Genomic DNA, 20,221 nt, shown 5'->3' on the forward strand with positions numbered 1-20,221 from the left:
TTATCGCTGTGCCCGTGCAGGAGAGTCTTCCCTTCACACGGGGTGTGAACCGGCCTTGGCGTACGGCTCCTTGCCGGCGGCCCACCGCAGGCACGTCGTGGGGCGAAGCGCCACCAAAGGGGCGCGGGGAACGGCGCCACCAGCCCCCACCCGCCAGTGGCCAAGCACACGACCGCACGAGGCTCCGCCAGGTGGCCCGCCGCAGGCACATAGTGGCGCGAAACGCCACCAAAGGGGCGCGGGGAACGGCGCCACCAGCCCCCACCCGCCAGTGGCCAAGCACACGACCGCACGAGGCTCGGCCAGGGTGGCCCACCGCAGGCGCATCGTGGTTGCGCGCGGTTCCCCGCGCCCCTGTCGGGGCGCGAAGCGCCGAGATCAGGGGCGCGGGGCTGTGTCGATCTGCGGCTCCGCCACGCGGGCGCGACCAACTCCCACCCGCCGGTGGCCGAGCGAACAGACCGCAGGGGGCTCGGCCCGGTGGCCCGCCGCAGGCGAACGGGGGCCGGGGCTCAGGCCCCCCGGAGTACCGCCCCGACGCGCTCGGCGGCGAGCGCGACCGCCGCGTCCCGCGCCGCACTGGCCTCCTCGACGGTCAGCGTACGGTCGGGCGCACGGAACCGCAGGGCGTACGCGAGGGACTTGCGGCCCTGGCCGATCTGCTCGCCGGTGAAGACGTCGAACAGCCGGAGGGACTCCAGCAGTTCTCCCGCACCCTCGCGCAGCGCCGCCTCGACGTCCGCGGCCGGCACGGGTGCGTCGACGACGAGCGCGACGTCCTGCGTGGCGACCGGGAAGGTGGAGATCCGCGGCGCCTGCACCACGCCGGGGCTCGCCTCCTGGAGGCGGTCGAGGTCGAGCTCCATCGCGCAGGTGCGGGCGGGCAGCCCGAGCGTCTTGACGACACCCGGGTGCAGCTCCCCGGCGTGCCCGATGACCTGCTCGACGCCCTCGCCGCCGACGGGGACGCGCACCACGAGCTCGGCGCACCGGCCCGGGTGCCAGGGGCCGTAGCGGCCTGCGCGGACGGTGAGCTCGGCGCCCACCTCCCGGGCGGCGATCCGGGCGGCCTCGATGGCGTCGGCCCACCCGGCCGGGCGGTCCCCGCCCCACCAGCCGGCCTGCTCACGGGCGCCCGCGAGGACGACGGCGAGGTGGCGCGGCTGGATGGGCAGCGCCTCGGTGAGGGTGACGATCTCCTCGTCGCTGGGCCGGCGGTCGACCGGGAGCCGCGCGGCGACCTGCTGGCGCTCGCGGGGCTGGAAGACCAGGCCGGTCTCGAAGAGGGCCAGGTCGTGGCTGCCCCGGCCGTCGTTGCGCCGCAGCGCGCCGAGCAGGCCGGGCAGCAGTGTGGTGCGCAGCGCCGGCTCCTCGTCGGAGAGCGGGTTGACGAGGGTGACCACGCGGCGGGCCGGGTCGTCCGCGTCCAGGCCGAGCTGGTCGAAGACCGACTCGCTGACGAACGGGTAGTTCAGCGCCTCCACATAGCCCGCTCCGGCGAGCGCCCGCCCGACGCGGCGGTGCAGCCGCTGCCGCTCGGTGAGGCCCCGGCCCGCGGGGGGCCTGGGCAGGGTGGCCGGGAGGTTCTCGTACCCCTCGAGGCGGATGACCTCCTCGGCGAGGTCGTTCGGGTCGACGAGGTCGGGGCGCCAGGACGGCACCGTGACCACCAGCTCGTCCTGCCCGAGGACGTCGCAGCCGATCTGCTGGAGGCGGCGGACGACGGTCTCGCGGCCGTAGGCCAGGCCCGCGACCCGGTCCGGGTGGTCGGCGGGGATGGTGATGGTGCGGGGCACGGAGGGCGCGGCGGCCTCGGTGACGCCGGGGTCCGCGGTGCCGCCCGCGAGCAGCACCAGCAGGTCGACGGTGCGCTGGGCCGCGGCGGCGGCCGCCTGGGGGTCGACGCCGCGCTCGAAGCGCCGGGACGCCTCGGAGGAGAGCTTGTGGCGGCGGGCGGCCCGGGCGATGGCGACGGGGTCGAAGTGCGCGGCCTCGATGACGACGTCGGTGCTGCCCGCGACCTCGCCGGTCTCGGGGTCGGCGGTGGCGTCCGCGATCTCGGTGTGCGCGCCGCCCATCACGCCGGCGAGCCCGATCGGGCCCCGGTCGTCGGTGATGACCAGGTCCTCGGGGTCGAGCACCCGCTCGACGTCGTCGAGCGTGGTGAGCTTCTCGCCGGGCCGGGCCCGGCGCACCCCGATGGCGCCCTCGATGCGGTGCTTGTCGTAGGCGTGCAGGGGCTGGCCGAGCTCCAGCATCACGTAGTTGGTGACGTCCACGGCCAGCGAGATGGGACGCATGCCGGCCTTCTGCAGACGGCGCTGCAGCCAGATCGGGGAGCGTGCCTCCGGGTCGAGGCCGGTGACGGTGCGGGCCGTGAAGCGGTCGCAGGCGCCCGGGTCGCTGACCACGACCGGGTAGCCGAAGGTGTTCGGCGCGGGAACGTCGAGCAGGGCCGGGTCGCGCAGCGTGAGACCGTAGGCGGTGGCGGTCTCACGGGCGACGCCGCGCAGCGACAGGCAGTAGCCGCGGTCGGGGGTGACGGCGATGTCGAGGACCTCGTCCACGAGCTCCAGCAGCTCGATGGCGTCGGTGCCCGCCTCGTGCTCGGGCGGCAGGACGAGGATGCCCTTGCCGCCGTCGTCGCCGAGGCCCAGCTCGCCGCTGGAGCAGATCATGCCGCGGGACATCCGGCCGTAGGTCTTCCGCTCGGCGATCTCGAAGCCGCCGGGCAGCACGGCGCCGGGCAGGGAGACGACGACCTTGTCGCCGACGGAGAAGTTGGTGGCACCGCAGACGATCTCCTGCGGCTCTCCCGTTCCGTTGGAACTGCCGACGTCGACCGTGCAGTACCGGATCGGCTTCTTGAACTCGGTCAGCTCCTCGATGGTCAGCACCCGGCCGACCACCAGCGGGCCCTTGACGTCGGCGCCGAGGTGGTCCACGGTCTCCACCTCGAGGCCGGCCGAAATCAGCTTGGCCTGCACGTCACGGCCGGTCTCCGTCGCCGGCAGGTCGACGTACTCCCGCAGCCAGGAAAGCGGGACCCGCATCAGATCTCCATCCCGAACGGCCGGGTGAACCGGACGTCACCCTCGACCATGTCTCGCATGTCCTCGATGTTGTGGCGGAACATCAGCATCCGCTCGATGCCGAACCCGAAGGCGAAGCCGCTGTACCTCTCGGGATCGACGCCGCAGGCGACCAGCACCCGGGGGTTGACCATGCCGCAGCCGCCGAGCTCGATCCAGCCCTCGCTGGCGCAGGTCCGGCAGGGCCGGTCGGGGTTGCCGACGGACTCGCCCTTGCAGACGTAGCAGAGCATGTCCATCTCTGCGGACGGCTCGGTGAAGGGGAAGTAGTTGGGCCGCAGCCGGGTCGTCATGTCGGGCCCGAAGAGCGACTGCACCATGTGGTCCAGGGTGCCCTTGAGGTCGGCCATGGTCAGGCCCTCGTCGACGGCGAGCAGTTCGATCTGGTGGAAGACCGGGGTGTGCGTGGCGTCCAGCTCGTCCGTGCGGTACACGCGGCCGGGGCAGACGACGTAGACGGGCAGCTCGCGGCCGAGCAGGGCGCGGGCCTGCACCGGGGACGTGTGGGTGCGCAGTACCACGCCGGAGGCGGACTCGTCGTCGCCGGCGCCCTCCGGGCCGCGTACGAAGAACGTGTCCTGCATCTGCCGGGCCGGGTGGTCGGGGCCGAAGTTGAGCGCGTCGAAGTTGAACCACTCGGCCTCGGCCTCGGGGCCCTCCGCGATCTCGTAGCCCATGGCGACGAAGACGTCGGAGACCCGCTCCATGAAGGTGGTCAGCGGGTGGCGGGCGCCGGCCGGGGTGCGGTCGTAGGGCAGTGTGACGTCCACGGCCTCCTCGACCAGCACGCGGGCGTCCCGCTCGGCCTCCAGCTCGCTCTGCCGGGCGGCGAGCGCGCGGCCCACCGCGGCGCGGGCTTGGCCGACGCGCTTGCCGGCCTCGGCCTTGGCGTGCGGGGGCAGGGCGCCGATCTCCCGGTTGGCGAGCGCCAGCGGGGAGGTGCCGCCGGTGTGGGCGGTCTTGGCCTCCTGGAGCTGCTGGAGGTCGGCGGCGGCCGCGAAGGCGGCGAGCGCCTCGTCCCGCATGCGCTCGATCTCTTCCGGTTTCAGTGCCTCGACCTCGACAGGGTCGTACGACTTATTGGGTGCCGACATCTCTTCCCGTGCTTCCGGTTGGCTGGCGGATGGTCCCCGGTGTCCCCGGCGCCGCCCCTGCGTCCTGCAGGGTGTCCCGTCGGTGCGGGGCCTGGTCGGCCGGGCCGCCCGTGACGGGGGACGCAAAGGTGCCAGTGGCCGAGTCTAACGGGGTGGCCGTGTGCGGCGGCGCCCGCGGGCGGCCCGGGCTCAGAAGGCCGGGGCGCCCACGGGCAGCGTAAACCGGAACTGGGCACCGCCGCCGGGGGCGCGGCCGACGGTGATGGAGCCGCCGTGCGCCTCCACGATGCCCTTGACGATGTAGAGCCCGAGGCCCGTGCCGCCGCGCTTGCTGCCCCGCCAGAAGCGGGTGAAGACGCGGTTCATGGACTCCTCCGGGATGCCGGGCCCCTCGTCGCTGACGGTGACCATGGTGCCTCCGCCGCGCTCCCGGGGTCCGGGGACGGGCTCGACGTCGATGGTGACAGTCCCCTCGCCGTGCCGCACCGCGTTTTCCAGCAGGTTGCTGAGCACCTGGTCGATCTTGTCCGGGTCGGCCCACAGCTCGGGCAGCGGGTGGCGGATGCGCACCAGGAAGCGGTCGGCGGGGCGTCCCGAGGCTACGTGGGCCTGGATGTGCCGGCCTACGGCGGCGCCGATGTCGACGGGCTGGCGGCGCACCTCCAGGCGCCCGGAGTCGATGCGGGAGATGTCCAGCAACTCGGCGATCAGCCGGGTGACGCGATTGGCGTCGGCGTCGACGGTCTCCAGCATCAGCCGCTTCTGGTCGTCCGTGAACCGTTCCCACTTCGCGAGCAGGGTGGCCGTGAAGCCCTTCACGGACGTCAGCGGGGAGCGCAGCTCGTGGGCGACCGTGGCGATCAGCTCGGCGTGGCTGCGCTCGGTGCGGCGGCGGGCCTCGGTGTCGCGCAGCGAGACGATCACCCGCTGTACGGGTCCCGTGGGTGCGGCGCGGACGTAGCGGGCGGCGACGAGGACCTCCCGGCCGCCGGGCAGCAGCAGGTTCCGCTCCGGCTGGCCGACCCGGATGGCGAGGCCGCCGTAGGGGTCGGTGAGCTGCCACCAGCGGCGACCCTCCAGGTCCTCCAGGGGCAGCGCGCGCTCCAGCGGGGCGCCGAGGGCGTCGGCGGCGCTGACGGCGGTGATCCGGGCGGCGGCGGCGTTGAAGCAGACCACCGAGCCGGTCTCGTCGGCGATCACCAGGCCGTCGGGCAGCTCGTCCGGATCGACGGCGAGCGGGTCGGCGCCTGCACGCCCGGGCAGCGGCGCATGCCCCGCTCCGCGTGCCTGACGTGGCCTGCTGGTGCCGACACCCATGCCCGATCCCATCTCCCTAGCCGGCGCGGTGGGCTCTCCCGAGCCCGCCACACTACTAGGCTCCGGTGACGCTGCGGCACCCTCCCGGCGCGCGCTGTGCACGAGCGGAGGCGTAGAGGCACACGGCGGCGGCCGTGGCGAGGTTCAGGCTCTCGGCCCTGCCGTGGATGGGCACGCGCACCACCGCGTCGGCGAGTGCCCTGGTCTCCTCGGGCAGCCCCCAGGCCTCGTTGCCGAACACCCATGCGGTGGGTGCGCCCATGGTGCCGCGGTCCAGCTCCGTGTCCAGGTCGTGGGGGCCTGCCCCGTCCGCGGCGAGCACCCGCACGCCGGTCTCCCCGAGCCCGTGCACGGCCTGCTCGACGGGCACGCCGACGGCGACGGGCAGGTGGAAGAGGGAGCCGACGGAGGCGCGTACCGCCTTGGGGTTGTAGACGTCGACGGAGGCGTCGGTGAGCACGACGGCGTCGGCGCCCGCGGCGTCGGCGCAGCGCAGCACGGTGCCGGCGTTGCCGGGGTCGCGGACGTGGGCGAGCACCGCCACGAGGCGTGGCCGGGCCGCGAGGACCGCCTCGAAGGGCGTGTCGAGGAAGCGGCAGACGCCGACCAGGCCCTGGGGGGTGACGGTCGTGGAGATGTCGGCGACGACCGCCTCGTCGGCCAGGTGTACCCGGGCGCCCAGCTCCCCGGCGGCGGCGACGATGTCCGCGTACCGCTCGGCCGCCTCGGGGGTCGCGAACAGTTCGACGAGCGCGGGCGCCCCGTCGGCCGCGGGGCGGTGGGCGACGGCCTCCCGCACGGCCTGCGGCCCCTCGGCGAGGAACCGCCGCTCCTTGCCGCGCACGTTCCGCCGCACCAGCCGCCGTGCGGCGGCCACCCGCGCGGATCGGGGGGAGATCAACTCGGACGCGGCGGGCATGGTGCACCTTCGGTACGGGAACGAATATCGGGCGCGGGGCGCCCCGTAGGGGCGCGGGGAACTGCGCGACCAGGCCCCACCGGCCGGTGGGAAGAGACGAGACCGCAGGGGGCTCGGCTCGGTGGCCCGCCGCAGGCGCGTCTTGGTTGCTCGCGCAGTTCCCCGCGCCCCTACGGGCGCGAAGCGCCGTCATCAAGGGGCGCGGGGAACTGCGCGACCAGCCCTCATCGGCGGGTGGCCAAGCGAGAGACCGCAAGGGGCAAGGCCCGCCGCAGGCGCGCGTCTCGGCGAGCGGACCGAGGGAGCAGCCCGGGTGCAGGGGCCCGCACAACCGGACCCGCGGGCCTGCGGCCCACGGGTCCGAAGCATCGGCTGAAGCCAGCCGCAGGCGTCACGCAGCCCTGGGCGCGTTCACATCAGCCGGCAGCGCCTTCTGCGCTGCCTCGACGAGCGCCGCGAAGGCCGCGGAGTCGTTCACGGCGAGCTCGGCCAGGATCTTGCGGTCCACCTCGATGTTGGCGGCCTTCAGACCCTGGATGAAGCGGTTGTACGTCATGCCGTTGGCGCGGGCGGCGGCGTTGATGCGCTGGATCCACAGCTGCCGGAAGTCGCCCTTGCGCTTCTTGCGGTCGTTGTAGTTGTAGACGAGGGAGTGGGTGACCTGCTCCTTCGCCTTGCGGTAGAGGCGAGAGCGCTGGCCGCGGTAGCCGCTGGCCTGCTCGAGGATCGCCCGGCGCTTCTTGTGGGCGTTGACTGCCCGCTTGACGCGTGCCACTTGTTAACTCCTTGTAGCGGGGCCGGTTGCTGTCCTTCACTCACCGGCCCGGTGTCGGCTGGGTCCCGGTCCTGACGCCGCGCGGCCCCGACGGGGGCCGCGGCGTCACTTGCCGAGAAGCTTCTTGATCTTCTTGGCGTCGGCCGGGGCCATCTCGGCGTTGCCGGTGAGGCGCCGAGTCAGACGGGACGGCTTGTGCTCAAGCAGGTGGCGCTTGCCGGCGCGCTCACGGAGCACCTTGCCGGAGCCGGTGACCTTGAAGCGCTTGCTGGCACCGCTGTGCGTCTTGTTCTTCGGCATGGCGCCGTACTCTCCTCGTCTGTGGCGCTTCGATGCCCGGTCCATCGGGCCGGGCACACGAAAGCGTCAGGTGTATCGGTGGGTGGGCCCCCGGAGCACACGGTCGCACGGACGCGCGGGTCGTGCGGTCCGGGGATCAGGCCTCGGCGGGCTGCTCGGCGGACTCCTCGGAGGTCGCCGAGCCGCGGCCCTGTCGCTCGGCCTTGCGGGCGGCCTGAGCTTCCCGGGCCTCGGCCATCGCCTCGGTCTTCTTCTTGTGCGGACCGAGAACCATGATCATGTTCCGGCCGTCCTGCTTGGGGTTCGACTCGACGAAGCCCAGATCCTGGACGTCCTCCGCGAGGCGCTGCAGCAGCCGGTAGCCCAGCTCCGGCCGGGACTGCTCGCGACCACGGAACATGATCGTGATCTTGACCTTGTCGCCCTGCTTGAGGAACCGGACGACATGACCCTTCTTGGTGTCGTAGTCGTGCGGGTCGATCTTCGGCCGGAGCTTCATCTCCTTGATGACCGTGTGCGCCTGGTTCTTGCGCGCCTCACGGGCCTTCATGGCCGACTCGTACTTGAACTTCCCGTAGTCCATGAGCTTGCAGACGGGCGGACGGGCGTTCGCCGCGACCTCGACCAGGTCGAGGTCGTACTCCTGCGCAAGCTCCAGGGCCTTGGCAAGCGGAACAATCCCGACCTGCTCGCCACTGGGACCGACAAGTCGCACCTCGGGAACGCGAATCCGGTCGTTGATGCGGGGCTCGGCGCTGATGGATCCTCCTCGGTAGCACCACGCGGCTCATCTGGCGGAGGGCCGCGCAACGTATTCGTCTCGTATAGACCAACCGCGCCGGGCCATGAAAAATGCCCCGGAACGATCACATGCGGGGCTCCTGTCATTACCGGAGCACCGCCGCTGACCGCGGGGCGCATCGGGCGGGCGTCGGGGACGCTGCCGCCTGACCGGTGACCCGCCGTCCAGCGGACGGCCAGGTGGGAGATCGGAGCCTCCACTTGCGGGCCGGGCACCTGGATCTACGGAGGTGTCCAGCCGGTCGTCACACAAGGTTAGCAGCTTCGGCCGCATCCGGCTAACCGCGCGGCCGTTGATCCTTTCCGGCCTGGCCGGACGGCCGCCCGTACGGATGTCCCACGCCCTGGAGACCACCCGCGGGGCGCCGTGGTGACGGTGGGCGAGCGGCCGGGCGCAGGGGCCTATGGTGGGGGCCCATGAGTGACGCCACCCCGCCCCCGCAGGCCGCCGACGCCTCCTCCGCCGACGCCTTCGTCGCGGACGCCTCCGGGGATGCCCGGGCCCCCGACTTCGACACGATCACCCGCGACATCGCGGACGTCCCCGCGGTGGAGGTGATCACCACCGTGGCGGTGCACCTGATGAGCGCCGCCGCGGTCAACCTGGGCCTCGCCGACGGCGGCGAGCAGCACAAGGACCTGGACGAGGCGCGCAAGCTGATCCATGCGCTGGCCGGCCTGGTCGACGCGGGCGGCACGGAGATCAGCTCGTTCCACGCCGCCCCGCTGCGCGACGGTCTCAGGTCGCTCCAGCTCGCGTTCCGCGAGGCGTCGGACGTGCCCGACGAGCCCGGCCGGGGGCCCGGCGAGAAGTACACGGGCGCGGTCTTCGGCTGAGTCCGGGGCCGGCGGGGGCGAGCCCCGGGCCGGCGGGGTGGGCCCGCCATGTCGGGCCGGCCGGGGCGAGCCCGCCATATCGCCGTATCCGGGGCGTCCACAGGCGTACCGACCGCCCGAGCCCCGCGCGCCACCTGGTGCTGTGACCGGAAACGTTCACCGGCTCGCAATTCCCCCACTGCCCGAAAGGGCGTGGGAGGTGCCCCCAGGCACGGCATCTCGCCGCGTTGTCGCATCACCCGAGCACCCGAGTACATCCAGTACGCGGGCGATGCTCCGCCTTGCGATGCACCGCACCGGACGCCGCGAGCTTCCGGCACACCTTCCCGGTCACCGCACTAGGTACGCGCGTGTGCCCGCTCGTACAGCGGTGTCCCGGGCGGCCTGGTGCCGGGCGGCAGGACCGCCAGGTCGAGGCCGCGCACCAGCCGGGACCTGAGGGTCTCGTCGGCGGCCAGCCGCCGGGCGAGGCCGCCGAGCGCCTCCTGGGCCGCGGGCCCGGTCGCGGCGTCCAGCACGACGGCGAGGGTGCCGTCGGCGCTGCCCGGCCCGAGGTGCGCGCTGGCCACCGCGGGCTCCGCGGCGAGCGCGGCGCGCACCGCCTGGCGCACCGCGGGGTCGGCGAGCGGGTCGAGGGCGGTGCGGCCCTCCGCGAGCGCCCGCAGGGCGGGCCCGGTGAGCTGGTAGGGGACAGGCCCGGCCAGGTCGAGCACCAGGGTGTCGGCGTGCTCGTGCGCGGCCGCCTCGAGCGCCTGGTGCAGCCGTACGGCGACGGGGCGCGCGGCGGGGTCCCAGCGCGCGAGCGCGGCGGTGGAGGTGAACGCGGGGAGCGCGGTGCGGCCGCCGGCCCGCAGGGTGGGGACGGCCATGTCGCTGGTCTTCTCGCGCGGCAGCCCCGCGCCGTGCCCGTCCGGCCGCCCCTCACCGGCCTCCCCGGCGCCGTCCTCCCCGGCGTCGGCCAGCTCGCCCAGCACGGCGACGACGGGGACGAGCAGCCGGGCGGACCTGAGCGCGTCGAGCACCGGCTGCTCGGCCGACCGGTCCTCGGCCCACGCGGCCAGCGCGGCGGCGAGCCGGGGGTCGGCCGAGCCGTCGTCACCGGAGAAGCCGGAGTCGGGGATGTTCTTCTTGGCGGACACGCCCCGACCCTATCCGGCCCCCGGCACACAGCCCCAAGCCCCCATCGGGCGCAGCCCCGCGATGAAGAGGCGCGGGGAACTGCGCGGACGGCCACGGCGGCACCGGCGCCCCGCAACCGGCCGTACCACCCCGGCACGCGGGTCCCGTGCAAAGGGGGCCGGAGGCCGGATCACACGCGGCCGCGCCACAGCAGTACCGCCGCGACCAGCAGCAGCACGCCGAGGCCGCCGGCGACGGGGCCGGCCCAGTCCATGGCGTCCCCCTCGTCGGAGGCGTCCGGTCCGGGGCCGAAGTACTTCGCGCCGTAGGCGGCGGACCGGGGCCCCTCCGGCCTGAGCTTGCCGCCCTCGCGGATGGCGGCGGCGGGGTCGACGAGTCCGTAGCCGCGGGAGTCGTCGCGGCCGCCCGCCGGCGGCTGGTCCGCGGTGTCCTCCAGCAGCTTCTTGATCTGGGCCGGGGAGAGCCCCGGGTGGGCGGCGCGCACCAGGGCGACGGCGCCGGACACATAGGCCGAGGCGGCGCTGGTGCCCCAGCCCTTGTAGTAGTGGTGGTCGGGGTCGGCGAGGACGACGTCCACGCCGGGCGCGCTCACCGTGGCGTACCAGCGGCGGGTGGAGAACCCGGCTCGGATGTCGTAGCGGTCGACGGCGGTCGCGGCGATCACGCCCGGGTAGGCGGCCGGGTACGAGATGTGGTCGCCCTTCTCGCCGCCGTTGCCCGCGGAGGCGACGACGACGGCGCCCTTCTTCAGGGCGTACTGGACGGCGGCGTCCTCCGCGGCCTCCGGGTGGGCGGAGGCGGAGTCGTCGCCGAGGGAGAGGTTGATGACGTCGGCGCCGTGGTCCGCGGCCCAGCGGATGCCGTCCGCGAGGGCGCCGCCGCGGGTGGTGCGGGCCTTCTTGCGGGCGGGGTCGCCGTCCTCCAGGATCACCCGGACCGGCAGGATCTTCGCCTCGGGCGCGATGCCCAGGACGCCGTCCGCGTGGTCGGCGCCGTGCCCGTGGCCCGCGATGATGCCGGCCATGGCGGTGCCGTGCCGGGCCCAGCTCCGGTCGCCGCGCCCCGCGCCGAACCCGATCATGTCCTTGCCCGCCAGCACGTTGCCGGCGAGGTCGGGATGCTCGGCGTCGACCCCGGTGTCCAGCACCGCGACGGTGACGCCCTTGCCCTTGGTGGTCGTCCAGGCCTGGTCCGCGTGCAGCGCGTCGAGGGCCCACTCCTGGGCGCGTATGTCGTCGGCGTGGGTCGCGGTGGACGGCAGCAGGACGAGTGAGGCGGCGAGGAGGACGGTGGCGGTGCCGCGCAGCCGCCGGGTGCGTACGCGCGCGGTCCGGCGGGTCATGAGGGCTCCGTGGCGGTGCTCAAGAGTGCTCCGTGTCGGTGCTGACGGACTTCCGCAGGCCGCGTTCGACGCGGTCGGCGAGGCCCTTCGCGTCGAACCCGAGGCCCGCCTGGGCGGGGGCCGTGGTGGCCGCGGGCTGCATGGCATCGGCGGCGGGCTGCGGGTCCTGGACGGTGCGGCCGTCCGCGAAACCGGAGACGGCCCAGACGACCACGGGGGCCTCGGTGAGCACCGACACCGTCCAGGAGGCGCGCTGGGCGTCGCCGAAGGCTGCCGCGGCCGTGTCCTTCGCCGGGTACGGGCGCGGCATCAGGTCCGTGCGCCGGTCGAGCCCCTCGTCGGTGAACCGGTGGCGCAGCGCGCCCATCGCGGCGGCGTCGGCCTTGGTGAAGAGCAGGCCGACGGTGGTGACGCTGCTGCGGGTGGCGTCGGTGTAGGTGGCGCGGAGCAGGCGCAGGCAGCCGACCGGTGCGAGCGCCTTGTGCAGCAGCGGGTCGAAGGCGTGCGCACAGCCCGCGTCGGGGGCCACGGCGACCCTGGTCCAGACGCGGTCGGCACCGCCGGGGCCCGCGCCGTCGCCGTGCACGACGGGCGGGAAGAGCTGGTCCACGGGGGTGTTGTGCCACAGCTCCGCGGCGGCCGCGAAGGACTGCGCGGGGCCAGGCGCGGCGGAGCTGTCGCCGGTCAGCCAGCTGCCGGTGACCGCGCCGCCGATGAGGCCGAGCCCGAGCACCACGCAGGCCGCGGCGGCGGCCGCGCGCGGCGGCATGCGCAGGGCGCGGCGGTCGCGTATCGGACGCAGGCGTGTGGTGCTGTCGTCGAAGGTCTCCGGCCGCGCGAAGAACACGAACGGCCGGCCGGCGCCCGGTCCCGGGGTCAGGTCCACGGCGCCCACGGCACGCCGCGCCGCGGTGGCCTCGCGCACCCCCTCGGCCGCGGCCCCCGGGGGCGGGGCGGCGGGCTTCGGCGGTACGCCGGTCGGAGGGACGGCAGGCTTGGGCGGCGCGCCGGGCGGCACGACCGGGGGCCGGGGCTTCGGCGGTAGGCCGGACGGCGCGGCAGCGGGGGCGGCCCCGGCGGCGCCCGTCGCCCTGCTTCCGGGTCCCGCCGGCGCGCCGCCCGCAGGCGGGTGGCCCGGGGGCGGTGGGACGGCCGCAGACCCGCCGGGCGGCACCGCGGGGCGGGGCGGGGCGGCGGGACGGGGCTGTTCGGGAACGCCCTCCCGGCGTGGGGAGCCGGGCTGCTCGGGAGCGGACTGCCGTGGCGGGGTGCCGGAACGCGCCGACGACTCCTGCTGGAGCGGAGCGCGCGGCGCCTCGGGAGCACTCCGCTGGGCCGGCGTGGCGGGCCGTCCCGGAGGAGCCTGACCGGCCGCCGTCCTGGTCCGTCCCTCAGCGCCCTGCTGCCGCGGGGTCCCTGACCGTTCGGGAGCGGCCTGTCGGGGCAACGTGCCGGGCTGTCCGGGAGCACCTTCGCGAGGAGAAGCACCGGGCCGTCCGGGAGCACCTCCGCGAGGAGAAGCACCAGGCTGTCCGGGAGCACCTTCATGAGGCGAGGCCCCGGCCCCTTCGGGAGCGCCTTGGCGAAGCGACCCGCCGAATCGTTCAGGAGCGGACTGCCGCGGCGGCGTACCGGGCCGCGCCGAAACGTCCTGCCGCTGGGCCCCGGGACGCGGCGAGGCGTCCTGCCGGGCCGGTCTCCCTGGCTGTGCGGGCACGCCGGCCTGGGGCGCGTTCGGGGACCGCCGCGGTGCCGCCGGCGGGCGTTGCGGCGAACCCGGCGCCGAGGCGTCGGCGGCGGCCGTCGGTGCACCCTCACCACGGAATACCGCCGGCGCACCCGCACTGCGAACGGCAGCCGGTGCGCTGGTACCACGGACGGCAGCCGGTGCGCTCGTGCCACGGACGGCAGCCGGTGCGCTCGTGCCACGGACGGCAGCCGGTGCGCTCGTGCCACTCGCGCCGGCGGGTGCGCCGGCGCCGCGTGTGACGACCGTCGGCGCGTCCGTGCCGGGAACAGCCCGCGGCACATCCGTACCGGGGGCGGCCGCCGTCGCGTCCGTACTGCGGGCCGCCGCCGGCGCGGACGGCCCGGGGGCCACGCCCCGCCCGGCCGGCGCGGACGGCCCGGTACCGGGGGCCCGGGTGGGTGCCGGTGGTGGCGGGGTGTCGGGAAGGCGCGCGGAGGCGGCGGGCGGTGGGGGCTGTTCCGGGATCGCGGAGGGGACCGCGGAGGGTGCTTTGGACGGGGTCGCGGAGGGTGCCCCGGACGGCTGCCGGGGCTGCCCGGGTGGGGCGGTGGGCCGCGGCGGAACGGGTGAGCGCTGCGCCTCCGTGCTCATGCGCCCCCCGCTTCCTCGTACCGGCACCTGCCCCGGTGTGCGCCGGGCCGGCGGACACCGTGTGTCGACGCGGGCCGGAACCGACCCGTTCCCGCCTGCGTGCGCGTCACTTTACGGGCTGACAGCGGCCGGGCGAGAACCGGTTCGCAGGCCAGAGTTGATCTGTCCGTATCATCCCGCGCCCTCCCCGGATCCGGCCCAACCCCTCCGCAATCCCTCCCCGTTCCACGGGCCGTCACACACGTTCCGTCTCCCGTGCCCTACCCGCGGCCGGACCCGTCTGGCAGTCTGCGGTCATGACCGCCCCCTCCGCCGACCGCGCCCGGTACGACCGGGCGACCGCACACCTGGACGCGCCGCTGGCCCTGGTGGACCTGGACGCCTTCGACGCCAACGCGGCCGACCTCGTGCGGCGTGCGGGCGGCAAGCCGATCCGGGTGGCCAGCAAGTCCGTGCGCTGCCGGGCGCTGCTCGAGCGGGTGCTGGCGAAGGACGGCTTCTCCGGGATCATGGCGTTCACGCTGGCGGAGTGCCTCTGGCTGGCCGGGACCGGCTTCGACGACGTGCTGCTCGCCTACCCGTCGGTGGACCGGCGGGGCTACGCCGAGCTGGCGGGCGACCCCAAGCTCGCGGCGGCCGTCACGGTGATGATCGACGACCCCGCACAGCTGCGGCTGATCGACGACGCGCGCGCGGGCGGCCGCGAGACCATCCGGGTCTGTCTGGAACTCGACACGTCCCTGCGCCTGTTCGGCGGCCGGGTCCGGGTGGGCGCCCGCCGCTCGCCGCTGCACTCCCCCGCGGCGCTCGCGGAGGTGGCCCGTGCCGTGCTGCGGAGGCCGGGGTTCCGGCTGGTGGGCGTGATGGGGTACGAGGGCCACATCGCGGGCGTGGGAGACGCGGTGCGCGGGCGTCCAGCGCGGTCCCGCGCGGTGCGGACGATGCAGTCCGCCGCCCGCCGGGAGCTGGCCGCGCGCCGCGCGCAGGCGGTGCACGCGGTGCGCGCCCTCGCCCCGGACCTGGAGTTCGTGAACGGCGGCGGCACCGGCAGCGTGCAGGGCACCGCCGCCGAGGACGCGGTGACGGAGATCGCCGCCGGGTCGGGGCTGTATGTGCCGCGGCTGTTCGACAACTACACGTCGTTCACCGGCCGTCCCGCCGCGCTCTTCGCCCTGCCGGTGGTGCGCAGGCCGGGGGTCGGTGTGGTGACGGTGCTGGGCGGCGGCTACCCCGCCTCGGGCGCGGCCGGACGGGACCGGCTGCCGGTGCCGTACCTCCCCGGCGGGCTGCGGTACGACCCGCAGGAGGGGCCCGGGGAGGTGCAGACCCCGCTGCTCGGCTCCGCCGCCGACGACCTGCTGATCGGCGACAAGGTGTGGTTCCGGCACGCCAAGGCCGGTGAGCTGTGCGAGCGGTTCGACGTCCTGCACCTGGTGGAGGGCGACCGGGTGACGGCCGCCGTGCCCACCTACCGCGGCGAGGGGCACACGTTCCTCTGAGGCACGCCGCTGCCCCCGGGGCCCGCGCGGCAGCCCCGCCGGATCCCGCGCGCCGGCCGCGCCGCTACCGCGAAGGTCCCACGCTGCTGCCGACCCCGCCGCTGGTCGCCGCGGCCCCGACGGGCCTGATGCCCTCGGTGATCCTGTCCATGTCGGCGAGCGGCGGCCCGTCCGGGCCCGCGTCGAAGGCGAAGCGCACGCACACCAGCGACCCGGACCCGATGCTTGAGGGGAAGACCAGCGACTCGACATACCCGCCGGGCCCCGTCGCCGTCCGCACCCGCCAGCGCACCATGTACCCGGCGCGCCCGGCGACCGCTACGGAGCCCTCCTTGGTCTGCCGGTGCGACGTGATCCCGTTGAAGGGGCGGTTGCCCAGCTCGTCGCGGTCGTAGAAGTGGCCGGCGGCCTCCTGGATGTCCTTCCTCGCCACCGCCTTCGGTGAGGTCTCGTCGGTGCCGGTGACGGTGCTCGAGCTGACCTGGCCGTGGTGGCACTGGTTGTCGTCGCCGGGGCAGTCGTAGGTGCCGGGGGTGGTGAGCAGGACGGAGTCGTCGACGGTGTACTCGGGCTTGGTCCAGCCGTCGAGCACCGGCAGCGTGATGTTGTCCAGGTCGTCCACGGCCAGGGAGGGGTCGGCGGAGGGGGTGGGCGACGGGGTGCCGGACGCGGTGGGGCCCGGCCCGCCGCCGGCCGGGGCCGGCGCGGAGGAGGCGGCCGTGCCGCCCGCCCCCGTGCCGTCGTCCCCACCGCCGAGCACGAGGGCGCCGGTGACCACCGCCGCGACGACGACCAGCGCCGAGACCGTCAGCGCGATGGCCTTGCCGCGCCCCGGACCCCGGCCGGGCACCGGCTGGGCCGGCCCGAGCGCCATGGGGACGGTCGCCGGCTGAGGCGGTGGGGACGGCTGCGCCCTGCGGTGCTCGGTCCAGGCCGTCCCGTCCCACCAGCGCTCCGTGGCCGGCACCGACGGGTCGGGATACCAGCCGGGCGGCGGCGTCATGCTCATGCCGGAACTGTAGAGCATGCGCTGACGGACCTTCCGCCGTTGGCCCCGGCGGCACGGGTGACTTCGGGCGGGCGCCGTGTGCGCCCTGGTCCGCACGCCGGCCGGGAGGGCCGAGGGGCCCGTGACCCCGCCCCCTACAGCGGTGTCACGTACGCCCCGGAGATCCCGCCGTCCACGACGAAGTCCGTCGCGTTCACGAAGGAGGAGTCGTCGCTGGCGAGGAAGGCGACGGCGGCGGCGATCTCGGTGGCCTCCGCGAACCTCCCCAAGGGAATGTGCACCAGGCGCCGGGCGGCCCGCTCGGGGTCCTTGGCGAACAGCTCCTGCAGCAGCGGGGTGTTGACGGGGCCGGGGCAGAGCGCGTTCACCCGGATGCCCTCCCGCGCGAACTGCACCCCCAGCTCCCGCGACATGGCGAGCACGCCGCCCTTGGACGCGGTGTACGAGATCTGCGAGGTCGCCGCGCCCATGAGGGCGACGAAGGAGGCGGTGTTGATGATGGAGCCCCGGCGCTGCCTGCGCATATAGGGCAGGGCGGCCTTGCAGCAGAGGTAGACGGAGGTGAGGTTGACCTCCTGCACCCGCCGCCAGGCGTCGAGGCCGGTCTCGAGGATGGAGTCGTCCTCGGGCGGCGAGATGCCGGCGTTGTTGAAGGCGACGTCGACGGAGCCGTAGGTGTCGTTCGCGACCTTGAAGAGCGTGTCGACCTGCCCGGCGTCGGTGACGTCCACCTGGACGAAGGTCCCGCCGGTCGCCTCGGCGGCGGCCCTGCCGGCCCGCTCGTCGATGTCGCCGCAGACCACGTGCGCGCCTTCCCCGGCCAGGCGGCGTGCGGCGGCGAGGCCGATGCCGCTGCCCGCGCCGGTGACGACGGCGGTGCGGCCCACCAGGCGGCGGCAGACGATCCGGTCGCGCTCGTCACCGGGCGCGGTGCGGTTGTCGGGCATGTGCTCAGGCCTCCGTGGCGATGAAGACGTTCTTGGTCTCGGTGAAGGCGGTGAGCGCGTCGGGGCCGAGCTCGCGGCCGAGGCCCGACTGCCGGAAGCCGCCGAACGGCGTCCAGTAGCGGACGCTGGAGTGGGAGTTGACGGAGAGGTTTCCGGCGGCGACGGCGGACGACATGCGCAGCGCGCGGCCCACGTCCCGGGTCCAGATGGAGCCGGACAGGCCGTACGGGGTGGCGTTGGCGAGCCGCACCGCGTCGGCCTCGTCGTCGAACGGCAGGGTCACCGCGACGGGGCCGAAGACCTCCTCGCAGGCCACCGGCGAGTCGGGGTCCGCGTCGGTCAGGACGGTCGGCGGGAACCAGTAGCCGCCTCCCGTGGGCGCGGTGCCGCGGATCGCGGCGGCGCCGTCGGGCACATAGCCCCGCACCCGGGCGAGCTGGGCGGCGGAGATCAGCGGGCCCATGGCGGTGCCCTCGTCGGCGGGGTCGCCGACGGTGACGGCTTCGACGGCGGGCGCGAGCAGGTCGAGGAAGCGGTCGTGGACGGAGCGCTGGACGAGGATGCGGGTGCGGGCGCAGCAGTCCTGTCCCGCGTTGTCCAGGAAGGCCATCGGGGCGGTGGCGGCCGCCTGCTCCAGGTCGGCGTCGGCGAAGACGATGTTGGGGCTCTTGCCGCCCAGCTCCAGGGTGAGCCGCTTCACCTGCCGGGCGCAGCGGGCCATGATCTCCTTGCCGACGCGGGTGGAGCCGGTGAAGACGATCTTCGCCACGCCGGGGTGCTCGACGAGCGCGGTGCCTGCGGTCTCGCCGGTGCCGGGCAGCACCTGGAAGAGGTGCTCGGGCAGGCCGGCGTCGAGGGCGAGCTCGGCGAGCCTGAGGGCCGTGAGCGGCGTGGTCTCGGCGGGTTTGAGGAGGACGGCGTTGCCGGCGGCGAGGGCGGGCGCGGTGCCCCAGGCGGCGATGGGCATCGGGAAGTTCCAAGGGGCGATGACGCCGACCACGCCGAGCGGTTCGAGGAGCGTGAGGTCGACTCCGCCGGGCACCGGGATCTGCCGGCCGGTGAGCCGCTCCACTCCGCCGGCCGCGTAGTCGAGGAGGTCGCGGACGTTGCCGGCCTCCCAGCGGGCGTTGCCGATGACATGGCCGGCCTCCATGACCTCCAGCCGGGCCAGCTCTTCGCGGTGCTCGTCGACGACGGCGGCGAAGCGCCGCAGCAGCCGGGCGCGGTCGCCCGGCGCCAGGCCCGCCCAGGTCCGCTGGGCGGCGGTGGCCCGGACGACGGCGGTGTGCACGTCCTCGGCGGTGGCGGCGGGGACGGTGGCGACGAGCTCCTCGGTGGCGGGGTTGCGCACCGGGAGCTCGAAGCGGCCGGTGGCTCCGGGTGCCGCTGCGGGTCCTGCGGGCTCGGTGGCGGCTGTCTCGGGCACGGGGGGCCTCACAGGCGTTCGAAGGAGCGGCGCAGCTCCCAGTCGGTGACGGCGGCGTCGAAGGCGTCCAGCTCGACGCGGGCCATGGTGCGGTAGTGCTCGACCACCTCGTCGCCGAAGGCGGCCCGGGCCAGGGCGCTGTTCGCCCAGAGCCCGGCGGCCTCCCGCAGGGTGGCGGGCACATGCTGGTAGTCGGCGGCGTAGGCGTTGCCGGGGCAGGCGGCGGGGGGTTCGAGGCGCTGCTCGATGCCGTGCAGGCCGGCGGCGATCATGCCGGCGACGGCGAGGTGGGGGTTGACGTCCCCGCCGGGCAGCCGGTTCTCGAAGCGCAGCGAGCGGCCGTGCCCGACGACCCGCAGGGCGCAGGTGCGGTTGTCCAGGCCCCAGGCGACCGCGGTGGGGGCGAAGGAGCCGGGCTGGAAGCGCTTGTACGAGTTGACGCCCGGCGCGTACAGCAGGGCGAAGTCGCGCAGCGCGGCGATCTGTCCGGCCAGGAAGTGCCGCATCAGCGGGGACATGCCGGCCTCGCCGTCGCCGGGCATGACGCTCGCGCCGTCCGTGTCGGTGAGCGAGAGGTGGATGTGGCAGGAGTTGCCCTCGCGCTCGTTGTACTTGGCCATGAAGGTGAGCGCCATGCCCTCCTGGGCGGCGATCTCCTTGGCGCCGGTCTTGTAGATCGCGTGCTGGTCGCAGGTGGTCAGGGCGTCGGCATAGCGGAAGACGATCTCGTGCTGGCCGGGGTTGCACTCGCCCTTCGCGGACTCGACGGCGAACCCGGCGCCGGCCATCTCGTTGCGGATGCGGCGCAGCAGGGGCTCTATGCGGCCGGTGCCGAGCACGGAGTAGTCGACGTTGTACTGGTTGGCCGGGGTGAGGTCGCGGTAGTGCGCATTCCAGGCCTGTTCGTAGGTGTCCCTGAAGACGATGAACTCCAGCTCCGTGCCGACCTGGGCGGTGAGGCCGTGCTCGGCGAGGCGCTCGATCTGGCGGCGCAGGATCTGCCGGGGGGCGGCGGCCACCGGGGAGCCGTCCGCCCAGGAGAGGTCGGCCAGCAGCAGGGCGGTGCCCTCGTGCCAGGGCAGGCGGCGCAGGGTGGCGGTGTCCGGGTGCAGCGCGAAGTCGCCGTAGCCGCGCTCCCAGGAGGACATCGCGTAGCCGTCCACGGTGTTCATCTCCGTGTCGACGGCGAGCAGGTAGTTGCAGGCCTCGGTGCCGTGCCGGAGGACCTCGTCCAGGAAGAACCGGGCGGCGAACCGCTTGCCCTGGAGCCGGCCCTGCATGTCCGGGAAGGCCAGCACGACGGTGTCGATCTCACCGCCCGCGACCAGGGCCGTCAGCTCCTCGACGGTGAGCGGTGGTGTGCGGTCTGCCACGGGGAGGTC

The 20,221-nt window shown here is 74.8% G+C and carries 16 protein-coding genes; 2 read left to right on the forward strand and 14 right to left on the reverse strand.

All coding sequences use genetic code 11. From position 1 onward, the window contains the following. Window positions 1-512: 512 nt before the first annotated feature. The 7 genes from pheT to infC form a co-directional block, all read right to left on the reverse strand. A complete protein-coding gene (pheT, locus tag ACSMXW_RS03590; protein ID WP_485803976.1) occupies window positions 513-3,053 on the reverse strand; it encodes a phenylalanine--tRNA ligase subunit beta in 2,541 nt (846 codons plus the stop codon). Then, window positions 3,053-4,186: a phenylalanine--tRNA ligase subunit alpha gene (gene pheS / locus ACSMXW_RS03595; protein ID WP_485803977.1), complete on the reverse strand. Its 1,134-nt coding sequence runs from the start codon at window positions 4,184-4,186 to the stop codon at window positions 3,053-3,055. Before pheS ends, pheT begins: the two co-directional genes overlap by 1 nt. Before the next feature lie 189 nt (window positions 4,187-4,375). Next, on the reverse strand, window positions 4,376-5,503 hold the full coding sequence (locus ACSMXW_RS03600) for a sensor histidine kinase (protein WP_485803979.1): 1,128 nt from the start codon (window positions 5,501-5,503) through the stop codon (window positions 4,376-4,378). 55 nt (window positions 5,504-5,558) lie between these two features. Continuing rightward, window positions 5,559-6,422, reverse strand: a complete 864-nt coding sequence (locus ACSMXW_RS03605; protein WP_485803980.1) for a TrmH family RNA methyltransferase — start codon at window positions 6,420-6,422, stop codon at window positions 5,559-5,561. Window positions 6,423-6,813: 391 nt separating this feature from the next. Continuing rightward, on the reverse strand, window positions 6,814-7,197 hold the full coding sequence (gene rplT / locus ACSMXW_RS03610) for a 50S ribosomal protein L20 (RefSeq protein WP_485803981.1): 384 nt from the start codon (window positions 7,195-7,197) through the stop codon (window positions 6,814-6,816). A 105-nt stretch (window positions 7,198-7,302) separates the two neighbouring features. Then, the gene (gene rpmI / locus ACSMXW_RS03615; RefSeq protein ID WP_189798372.1) at window positions 7,303-7,497 is read right to left on the reverse strand and encodes a 50S ribosomal protein L35; all 195 of its coding nucleotides are present in this window, start codon (window positions 7,495-7,497) and stop codon (window positions 7,303-7,305) included. A 136-nt stretch (window positions 7,498-7,633) separates the two neighbouring features. Beyond that, on the reverse strand, window positions 7,634-8,257 hold the full coding sequence (infC, locus tag ACSMXW_RS03620; RefSeq protein WP_485807773.1) for a translation initiation factor IF-3: 624 nt from the start codon (window positions 8,255-8,257) through the stop codon (window positions 7,634-7,636). Between the two features lie 458 nt (window positions 8,258-8,715). Here infC and ACSMXW_RS03625 point away from each other — a divergent pair, with 458 nt between their 5' ends. Further along, window positions 8,716-9,135 (forward strand): DUF1844 domain-containing protein, encoded by a 420-nt coding sequence (locus ACSMXW_RS03625; RefSeq protein ID WP_485803983.1) that lies wholly within the window; start codon window positions 8,716-8,718, stop codon window positions 9,133-9,135. Between the two features lie 338 nt (window positions 9,136-9,473). Here ACSMXW_RS03625 and ACSMXW_RS03630 read toward each other — a convergent pair whose 3' ends face one another. From ACSMXW_RS03630 to ACSMXW_RS03640, 3 genes are all read right to left on the reverse strand, one after another. Beyond that, window positions 9,474-10,274 carry an SseB family protein gene (locus tag ACSMXW_RS03630; protein ID WP_485803984.1) on the reverse strand — a complete coding sequence of 267 codons (801 nt, stop codon included), beginning with the start codon at window positions 10,272-10,274 and terminating at the stop codon, window positions 9,474-9,476. 170 nt (window positions 10,275-10,444) lie between these two features. After that, window positions 10,445-11,617: a type VII secretion-associated serine protease mycosin gene (gene mycP, locus ACSMXW_RS03635; RefSeq protein WP_485803986.1), complete on the reverse strand. Its 1,173-nt coding sequence runs from the start codon at window positions 11,615-11,617 to the stop codon at window positions 10,445-10,447. A gap of 19 nt (window positions 11,618-11,636) precedes the next feature. After that, a complete protein-coding gene (locus ACSMXW_RS03640; RefSeq protein ID WP_485803987.1) occupies window positions 11,637-12,503 on the reverse strand; it encodes a hypothetical protein in 867 nt (288 codons plus the stop codon). Window positions 12,504-14,254: 1,751 nt separating this feature from the next. Between ACSMXW_RS03640 and ACSMXW_RS03645 the strand changes: the two genes are divergently transcribed. Further along, entirely contained in the window at window positions 14,255-15,457 is a 1,203-nt protein-coding gene (locus ACSMXW_RS03645; protein WP_485803989.1) for an amino acid deaminase/aldolase, read from the forward strand. 64 nt (window positions 15,458-15,521) lie between these two features. Here ACSMXW_RS03645 and ACSMXW_RS03650 read toward each other — a convergent pair whose 3' ends face one another. The 4 genes from ACSMXW_RS03650 to ACSMXW_RS03665 form a co-directional block, all read right to left on the reverse strand. Then, window positions 15,522-16,466 carry a DUF2510 domain-containing protein gene (locus tag ACSMXW_RS03650; RefSeq protein ID WP_485803991.1) on the reverse strand — a complete coding sequence of 315 codons (945 nt, stop codon included), beginning with the start codon at window positions 16,464-16,466 and terminating at the stop codon, window positions 15,522-15,524. Between the two features lie 134 nt (window positions 16,467-16,600). Then, complete coding sequence (locus ACSMXW_RS03655) at window positions 16,601-17,413, reverse strand: 3-oxoacyl-ACP reductase (protein WP_485803992.1); 813 nt, start codon at window positions 17,411-17,413, stop codon at window positions 16,601-16,603. Between the two features lie 4 nt (window positions 17,414-17,417). After that, a complete protein-coding gene (locus ACSMXW_RS03660; RefSeq protein ID WP_485807775.1) occupies window positions 17,418-18,764 on the reverse strand; it encodes an aldehyde dehydrogenase family protein in 1,347 nt (448 codons plus the stop codon). An 83-nt stretch (window positions 18,765-18,847) separates the two neighbouring features. Then, entirely contained in the window at window positions 18,848-20,212 is a 1,365-nt protein-coding gene (locus ACSMXW_RS03665; RefSeq protein ID WP_485803994.1) for a glutamine synthetase family protein, read from the reverse strand. Window positions 20,213-20,221: the final 9 nt, after the last annotated feature.

Source organism: Streptomyces sp. DSM 116793, assembly GCF_057320905.1.